The organism is Bacillus crepusculi, from assembly GCF_014764715.1.
Classification (GTDB): domain Bacteria; phylum Bacillota; class Bacilli; order Bacillales; family Bacillaceae; genus Bacillus.
The window spans coordinates 1-7,226 of the sequence record NZ_JACXXE010000024.1; the positions used below are offsets into that span (position 1 = coordinate 1).

General features: G+C 37.1%; 5 protein-coding genes. 3 read left to right on the forward strand and 2 right to left on the reverse strand.

Annotated elements, in window-relative coordinates:
- The first annotated feature begins 94 nt into the window (after positions 1-94).
- Both IEE86_RS19000 and IEE86_RS19005 read left to right on the forward strand, forming a co-directional pair.
- Positions 95-1,213 carry a response regulator aspartate phosphatase gene (locus IEE86_RS19000; protein WP_031308973.1) on the forward strand — a complete coding sequence of 373 codons (1,119 nt, stop codon included), beginning with the start codon at positions 95-97 and terminating at the stop codon, positions 1,211-1,213.
- A gap of 772 nt (positions 1,214-1,985) precedes the next feature.
- Complete coding sequence (locus IEE86_RS19005; RefSeq protein WP_191098546.1) at positions 1,986-3,005, forward strand: protein rep; 1,020 nt, start codon at positions 1,986-1,988, stop codon at positions 3,003-3,005.
- A gap of 37 nt (positions 3,006-3,042) precedes the next feature.
- Here IEE86_RS19005 and IEE86_RS19010 read toward each other — a convergent pair whose 3' ends face one another.
- Positions 3,043-3,648 (reverse strand): hypothetical protein, encoded by a 606-nt coding sequence (locus tag IEE86_RS19010; protein ID WP_191098547.1) that lies wholly within the window; start codon positions 3,646-3,648, stop codon positions 3,043-3,045.
- An 829-nt stretch (positions 3,649-4,477) separates the two neighbouring features.
- Here IEE86_RS19010 and IEE86_RS19015 point away from each other — a divergent pair.
- A complete protein-coding gene (locus tag IEE86_RS19015; RefSeq protein ID WP_191098548.1) occupies positions 4,478-5,188 on the forward strand; it encodes a hypothetical protein in 711 nt (236 codons plus the stop codon).
- Between the two features lie 314 nt (positions 5,189-5,502).
- Here IEE86_RS19015 and IEE86_RS19020 read toward each other — a convergent pair whose 3' ends face one another.
- Positions 5,503-5,976: a DUF3967 domain-containing protein gene (locus tag IEE86_RS19020; RefSeq protein WP_110487812.1), complete on the reverse strand. Its 474-nt coding sequence runs from the start codon at positions 5,974-5,976 to the stop codon at positions 5,503-5,505.
- Positions 5,977-7,226 lie beyond the last annotated feature (1,250 nt).

Below are 7,226 nucleotides of genomic sequence, written 5' to 3' on the forward strand. Positions count from 1 at the left end.
AAAATTTTCAAAAATGGAAACGCAAGCAAGTTATAGCCGTATTTCATGTGCTAGGATTTAACATAAAAAAGCGATGTATCGGGGGATTGATGGTATGGGAACTATTGCAGCGCCTGTGATTGGTCAGAAGATTAATGAGTGGTATCGGCATATCAAAAGGTTGAATGTGACAGATGCAGAGATTCTCCGTAACGAAGTTAAGAATGAACTGGATTTGATGGAGGAAGACGAACAGGTTGTTCTTTATTTTCAGCTAATGGAATTTCGCCATGAACAGATGCTTGAATACGTAAATCCATCAAAAAATACTGTCAACAAAGCTGATTATTTGAGAGCTGTCGAAGGTGAAGGAAAAAGGCTTACTGGTATTATGGAGTACTACTTCAATTTTTTCAGAGGGATGTATGAGTTTTCTAAAGGGGAGTACATAAAAGCTATTACATTTTATCGCTATGCGGAAAGAAAACTTGATAAAGTAGCTGATGAATTGGAGCGTGCGGAGTTCTTTTTCAAAATGGCAGAAATCTTTTATCACATGAAGCAAACACATCTATCTATGTATTATGTTGAACAGGCGTATCATGCTTATAAGGCAAACAGTATATATCAAGTTAGGTTAATCCAGTGTAGATTCGTGATTGCGGGAAATTATGACGATTTGGTCAGTTATGAGAAGGCACTTCCCCATTTGAAACGAGCTTTACAGGAATCTATTGCACTTGGCCATGATTACATTACGACTAAGGGTTTGTTGAATTTAGGAAACTGTTTTAATAAACAAGATGATGTTGCGAAAGCAACAGTATATTACCAACGTGCATTAGAGTTAGGCGAGAAGATCGGTGCTAAAGAGGTTGTACAAGCTTGTTATGATTTAGCCATCATTTTCTTTAAGCAGGGACGAAAAGAAGAAGCTCTTGATTATTGTGTGAAAGGAAAGAGCTATGCTGAAAAGTATGATGATTCTATGTTTGTCGATCTTTTTAATGTGCTTCATGAGTTATATGTGACGGTTTCGCCTAGTGTTGAAGTCAATCAAAAATTCGATCAACTTTTATATAGTCGTGGTTATCCTTATTTAGAAGACCTAGCTTTAGAGGCTGGAAGATTTTATAATGACATAGAACGACTGGATGATTCTGTATTTTTTTATAAGAAGATGATCCAAGTTCAGAAACTGATTCAAAGGGGCGATTTTGAATATGACGTTTAAAAAAATTATGGCTGCCGTTTTGATTTTAGCTGTGACTGTTGCGCCGGTTTATGGTTTAGCGACGCAAGATAACAGCGTTTCTGTTGCGTCAAGGAATGCAACATGATGTATCGTATTCGATTTGTAACATGAAAATTAACAGACCTTTTAGGTCTGTTTTTTTGTGGAAATATCATGTGTAGTTACTTGAAAATAAGACGTAAACGATTAGGTTTTTGAACGTGCTTACCAGAATGTGATTATCCAGGTTGTGATTATCACGTTCTGGTGTGAGGTTTAGTCAAAAGGCTACAGAAAAGGTGTTTCTGATCGTAAAGGCTACAGAAACGGTGTGGTGTGTTTTCTTAGCAAAATAAACCCTATGATTGCAGGGTTTTGATATGTATTTGAGTGATTAAAAGCTACAAAAAAAGTGTTAAGGCTATAAAAACGGGGGGACTCAATTTTTGAGTAGGGGGGCAAAAAATCAAAAAAAATCTCCCCCTGCGGGGAAATTTGGTTTAGTCTTTGGTCTTTTAGGTTTTTGGGTTTTGATCTTTTAAAAAGATGGCGGTTTCGCCAGCTTTTTGGGCGATTTTGACGGAGTCAGAATCGTGTCTTTTCTTATCTTGATACATATAGAAACAATGAGATTTTCAAAAAGTGCGATCAATCCAGTATTGTCAAGGGTTTGAGGGCAATTTGACAGTGAAAAACCCCATCTGCTATTATTTAAGTGTCGAGCAAAAATAATAGAGTGCTAGAGAACTAGCGTCAGAAGGGGTTTTTCACTTTGTATTCATCTGAATCGAATTATAGCATCCTTGAGGACAAAACCGCAACAGGTAAAAAGCGGGATTGGCGAGGGAAAAAGGTGAGATCGTCACTTATGGCGGCTCATTATGAAGGACTTGAAAAGCGTACCGGTGCGCCTTACTACGGAAAAAAGGCAGAGAAAGTATGTGATTGTGCGGAATGTCTTGCGTTTAAGAGAGATCGAAAAACGGGCAGACTACGATTATATCAAGCCTATTTTTGTAAAGTGAGGTTATGCCCTATGTGTGCGTGGCGAAGGTCATTGAAAATTGCTTATCACAACAAATTGATCGTTGAAGAAGCCAATCGGCAATATAAGCCAGCATGGATATTTCTCACGTTGACAGTAAAAAACGTTGAGGGCGATGATCTGAAACAGACCATTTCGGATATGATGAAAGGCTTTAATAGATTGATGAAATATAAGAAAGTAGATTCTGCGGTGCGTGGATATTTCAGAGCTTTAGAGATCACGAAAAATCATGAAGAAAATACATATCACCCGCATTTTCATGTGTTGATTCCTGTTCGTACTGGTTACTTTGGTAAAAACTATATTAATCAAAAAGAATGGACAAGCCTTTGGAAGCGTGCCATGAAATTGGATTACACACCAATTGTGCATGTGCAGCGGGTCAAAGGAAAAAAGGGAATCGATGCGGAAGCGATTGAAAAAGAAGTCCGCGAAGCAATGGAAGAACAAAAAGCCATTCTTGAAATCTCGAAGTATCCTGTGAAGGATACGGATGTCATACGTGGGAATGAAGTGACCGAGGAAAATTTGGATACGGTCTATTATTTGGATGATGCATTAAGTGCCAGGCGGTTGATCGGGTACGGCGGGATCTTGAAAGAGATTCATAAGGAACTGAATTTGACGGATGCGGAAGATGGAGATCTGATCAGAATTGAAGAAGATGATGATGAGGTAGCCAATGAGACGTTTGAAGTCATGGCACATTGGCATGTTGGTATCAAGAATTACATAATCACATAGAAAAGCAGGCTTACTGGAGCCTGCTTTTTTGTATGGATTAGTTGATTTTAGCTTTTAGAACTCTATAATCTCCACTGCCGTAAAGTCCTACGTCAACACGAGAAGAGTATTCAACAGGTGTGTATTTCAGTGCCTTGAAAGTTCCTCTACTGCGAACTTCCCAAACGCTAGGGTCTAGTTTGTGTTGTTTTGTTGAGTGAGATTTTGAATAAAAGACGCCAGTTAAATAAGCATCATAACTGCTACTTTTCAGTTTGCCTTTTTCATAAGTGAATTTACCACTTACTTCATGAGCAAAGCCAAAAACAGGAGTGGTATTTGTGACCTTTGCTTTGAATTTCTTTTGTTGTACTGCTTTTGTTGAAATGTCATCAACTTTCATAGATAACTCAAGCTTGTCTCCCTGTACATTGAGAGGTTCTTGTACTACAACGTTATCTGCACCCTTTTTAAGTTGAGTGTTTGCTTTATCAGTTAGTTTATCTAGTTTGTGATTGATCTTTTCAACTTCTTTCGTATATGCCACAGGTTCACTTTGTGTTGCTTTCGCATCTGGAGCATATATTCCTAAAGATAGAGTAATCGTAGCAAGTCCCATTAAAACAGTTGAGCTGATTGATTTTTTTGATAGTTTTGAAGTCATATTGTTCAAATCCTCCTGAAATGATAGTATTACAAGCGGTTACAAAATTTGGTTAAACAACCACAAATAAGGGACGGTGTATTGTGTATGCTAGCTGTTATTTATACGGTTTTAATAATGTTTTTGGTTTTCTATCTACTGAATTATTTAGGTCAAAAACTAATTACTAAAGATCGCCCTATTAATCATTTGATCATCATAGTGATCTCACTTATTGAAGCTATAATTGGTATCGTTTTGGCTTACTATAAACCACCGTTTTTGTAGAATTGATCTATAGAAATCACTCCTTTTTTTGGGTATATTTTCATCCTAACATTGAATGATTTAGCGTTGGGAATTCGTTGGAAAATTTCTTTTTTGGTTGCGGTGACCGCAATCATTTTTTTTATTTTTTAGAGCTTCGTTTTGATGAAAATTTCTGTGGTAGAATCCGTTCACTGTGGAGGTGAACATGATGACCATTGAAATTCATGTGATGGATTTAGGAGCATTCATTTTTTGTACTTTGCTGTTCATTGCATTGTGGTTTGAAGAATCAGAAGAAGCCGGCTATTAAGTCGGCTTCTTCTTTACACGCTTGACGGAAATCGAGAGATTTCAGCACTCACCAGGGGGTGTGTATAAGTGCGCCATTGTTATGTATTTCCAAAATCGCTGCCACTTTTTTGTTGAATTTGTGCAACTTTTTTATTGTTTCGAAAGAGGTATAATGTTCTATTTTATCATTTATTAAGTTTAATTTATTCTTAAAATTCCCTTTAAATGTTGATAAATCCATTATATGCTTATATTGTATTGGTATAAAATTACTAGGATGTGAATTGAATTGAAAAAAATTTGTTTATTTGTTTTTGCATTTGTTGTTGTTTTGAGTTTATCATTACCTAATTATACTTTTGCAAAAGATGTTTCTTCTAAAGGTTATACGGTAGAGGATTATGAAAAGTATTTGGCTAATTATGATCAGTCTGATGCTATTAATGCAGGTGTTTCAACTGAATATTTACAATCTGCAGTTTTGAATGCGAAAAAACAATTAAAAGAGTTTAGAGCGTTGTCTCGAGATGATCAGGAATTATTTGTTAAATCTTTGTTTAATGTGTCTCTCTCTGAGCAAACAGTTCTTGAAGAGGACACTAATAAAGATAGTTTGTTAAAATCATCATTAATGGCAAAAGCTTCAGCATCTTCAAAAGATTATACTGTTTCTTATACTGTAGGAGTAGGAATTTTCGGAGCAGATATTTCTAAGTATAAAGTCTCTGTTACTTATAATGTAAAGGGTGGAAAAGTTAAAAAGATTAATTCTTCTTCTGCCTATGTAGTTAGTAACTATAATCCAGTTGTTAGAACTGGATTAAATTCTCATGGTAAAAATGCTTGGGTGACTTCAGATAATAAGGCAGCTGTAACTGGTAACTTTTATTATAATATCGGCCCTTTAAAGGATTTGTCTGTTGGTCTAGGTACTCTTACTGTTAAAACTGTAGGAAATAAAAATGGAACAAGAACTTATACAAATTATTGGAAAGAATAGTTATAATAAGATTAAATTTGATTAGAGGTGATTCTGATGGCTTTAACAAAAGGTTGGAAAGTAACTATTTATTCTATTTTGGGGTTATTTGCTTTAGGTATGATTATAGGTTTTGCTTCATTTTTAAATATTTAAAGTATTATTCTTTGATCAAAAAGCAGGCTAATAGAGCCTGCTTTTTTTGTATTTTTATGATTATTGCGTGCGTATAAACGAAAGAAGTCGACAGTTGTTTAGTTTTTTAAAAGAGAATTTATAGAAATCTAGAGATTTAAGAACGTACGTGTATAAGTGAGCTGCTGTCATGGGTGGTCCTATTTCCAAAATTGCCACCACTTTTTTTGTTGAGCAGCAGCAATCATTTTTTTTGTTTCAATGGATTCTTTCAAAGCGAGCATGAGATTTTCATCTCGCTTTTTTTGCTGTTCTTCAAATTGTTCGAGTCGTTTTAGGATGGCACGATTGAATTCTTCTTGTCTTTGAATGAGATCGGCGACATTGACATCTTGTAGCGGTGTAGCGGTATCCGATATGGACAAGTTTGACCGATACAAGGTCGCTACAAGTTTGGCTACTTCTTCTAGTGATTTACCACTCAATTTAGAGTGTGTGTATATATACTCCATAGCGGATAAATCAGACTCATTATACTGACGCCATCCCTTAGTGTCTCTGGCGAAATTATAGCCGTTTTTCTCAAGCATGGCGGCGTATTTACGTATCGTGACGCTGGAGACATTGAGCTTGTTTGCAATGTCTTGTGAAGAAAGGTAGGTTTCGGGTTTCATAGCGGGTTCACCTCTTTATGATTCATTCGCTACGGTATACGCTACGCCCTCCTAGATCAAAAGGCAAAATGTTTTTGTTTTGCGTAGCGGGTTGAAAGAGAAAAAATTTGATAAGTGTCGCCGGAGACATTTAGGAAAAGGTGAAAAGAGCATAAGGGAAAACTGCAACCACTTTATGTTTGAAATCCCAGTGTGATTTGTTTCGTGGCGGTTGCGATTTTTGAAAGGAATGTGCCTAAAAATGAAATTCTGACACACCTTTTTTTAGGAGAAAAATGCGGTAATGTGGCAGAAACGGCAAAACTGCCACACCATAAAAAGGAAAAGTGAGAAGAATTGAGTAACGTTTTGTGTTTGAAAAGGAGCGCACCTGCACACAAAGAAAGGGAGCGTTTTGCAAAAAAATCAGTAGCAACAAGGGTTCAAAAGCTTTGAATTAAGTTTCGTGTTTGTTTTGTGTTGTTTCGGAAAAGTGTGCACTCAAAAGGAGCGTTACTGTTTAAAAAATGGAGTGAAAAACATTCGGCATGAGTCAACGGTAAGCGGAACGAAAGTGAGCATTAAGGAGTTGACTCATTCACCACACCCAAAGCCTATTGATTCAAACAAACTCCGTTTGTTTGCGCCCGCCGAAGGGGCATCCCCCGAAGATCGGGGGTAGGGGGTTTGAATATTTGCGATCCAACGGGCTGACCGTTGGCGGGTTTGGGCAGAGCCCGAAAAGAGTCACTGGAGAACCAGTGCCCACTTATGCACCTAAATAGGTGCTGTGGGTTTTCTCTCCGTTCAAAGCAGAATGCGAGGCATTGTACCGTTGGCATGAAAGAGTCAAAAATGATAAGATTAAAGAAATATTTGTGCGTTTGTTTTGTTTGGCGAAGGTGCGTAGCGGAAGACGACGACAGTCGTCGAGTGGCAACGAAAAGCGAAGCACCGAGAGCCAAACGGGAACCCCCCCACTCTAACAGGGGGGTACTACGGAAGAAAAAAACAAATTGAAGCTAGTCATAGCAATGGATTGACTCGTTTTGACTTTGTGACAAAGATTGATTTGAATGATTAAACCTATAAAAATATCAAGGCTGTATTTCAAAAATGCCGTTGAGAGCGTTCAGATTCGATTCTGAGCGCTTTTATTTTTGTTCGTTTATCAAAATAGGGGGATGAGTTAAAAACGCTTATAAGGGCTTTAAATGCGTTTTTTCGTTTTGTCTGCTGAATTCATTTTAAAAAACGTTTGCGAGATACCG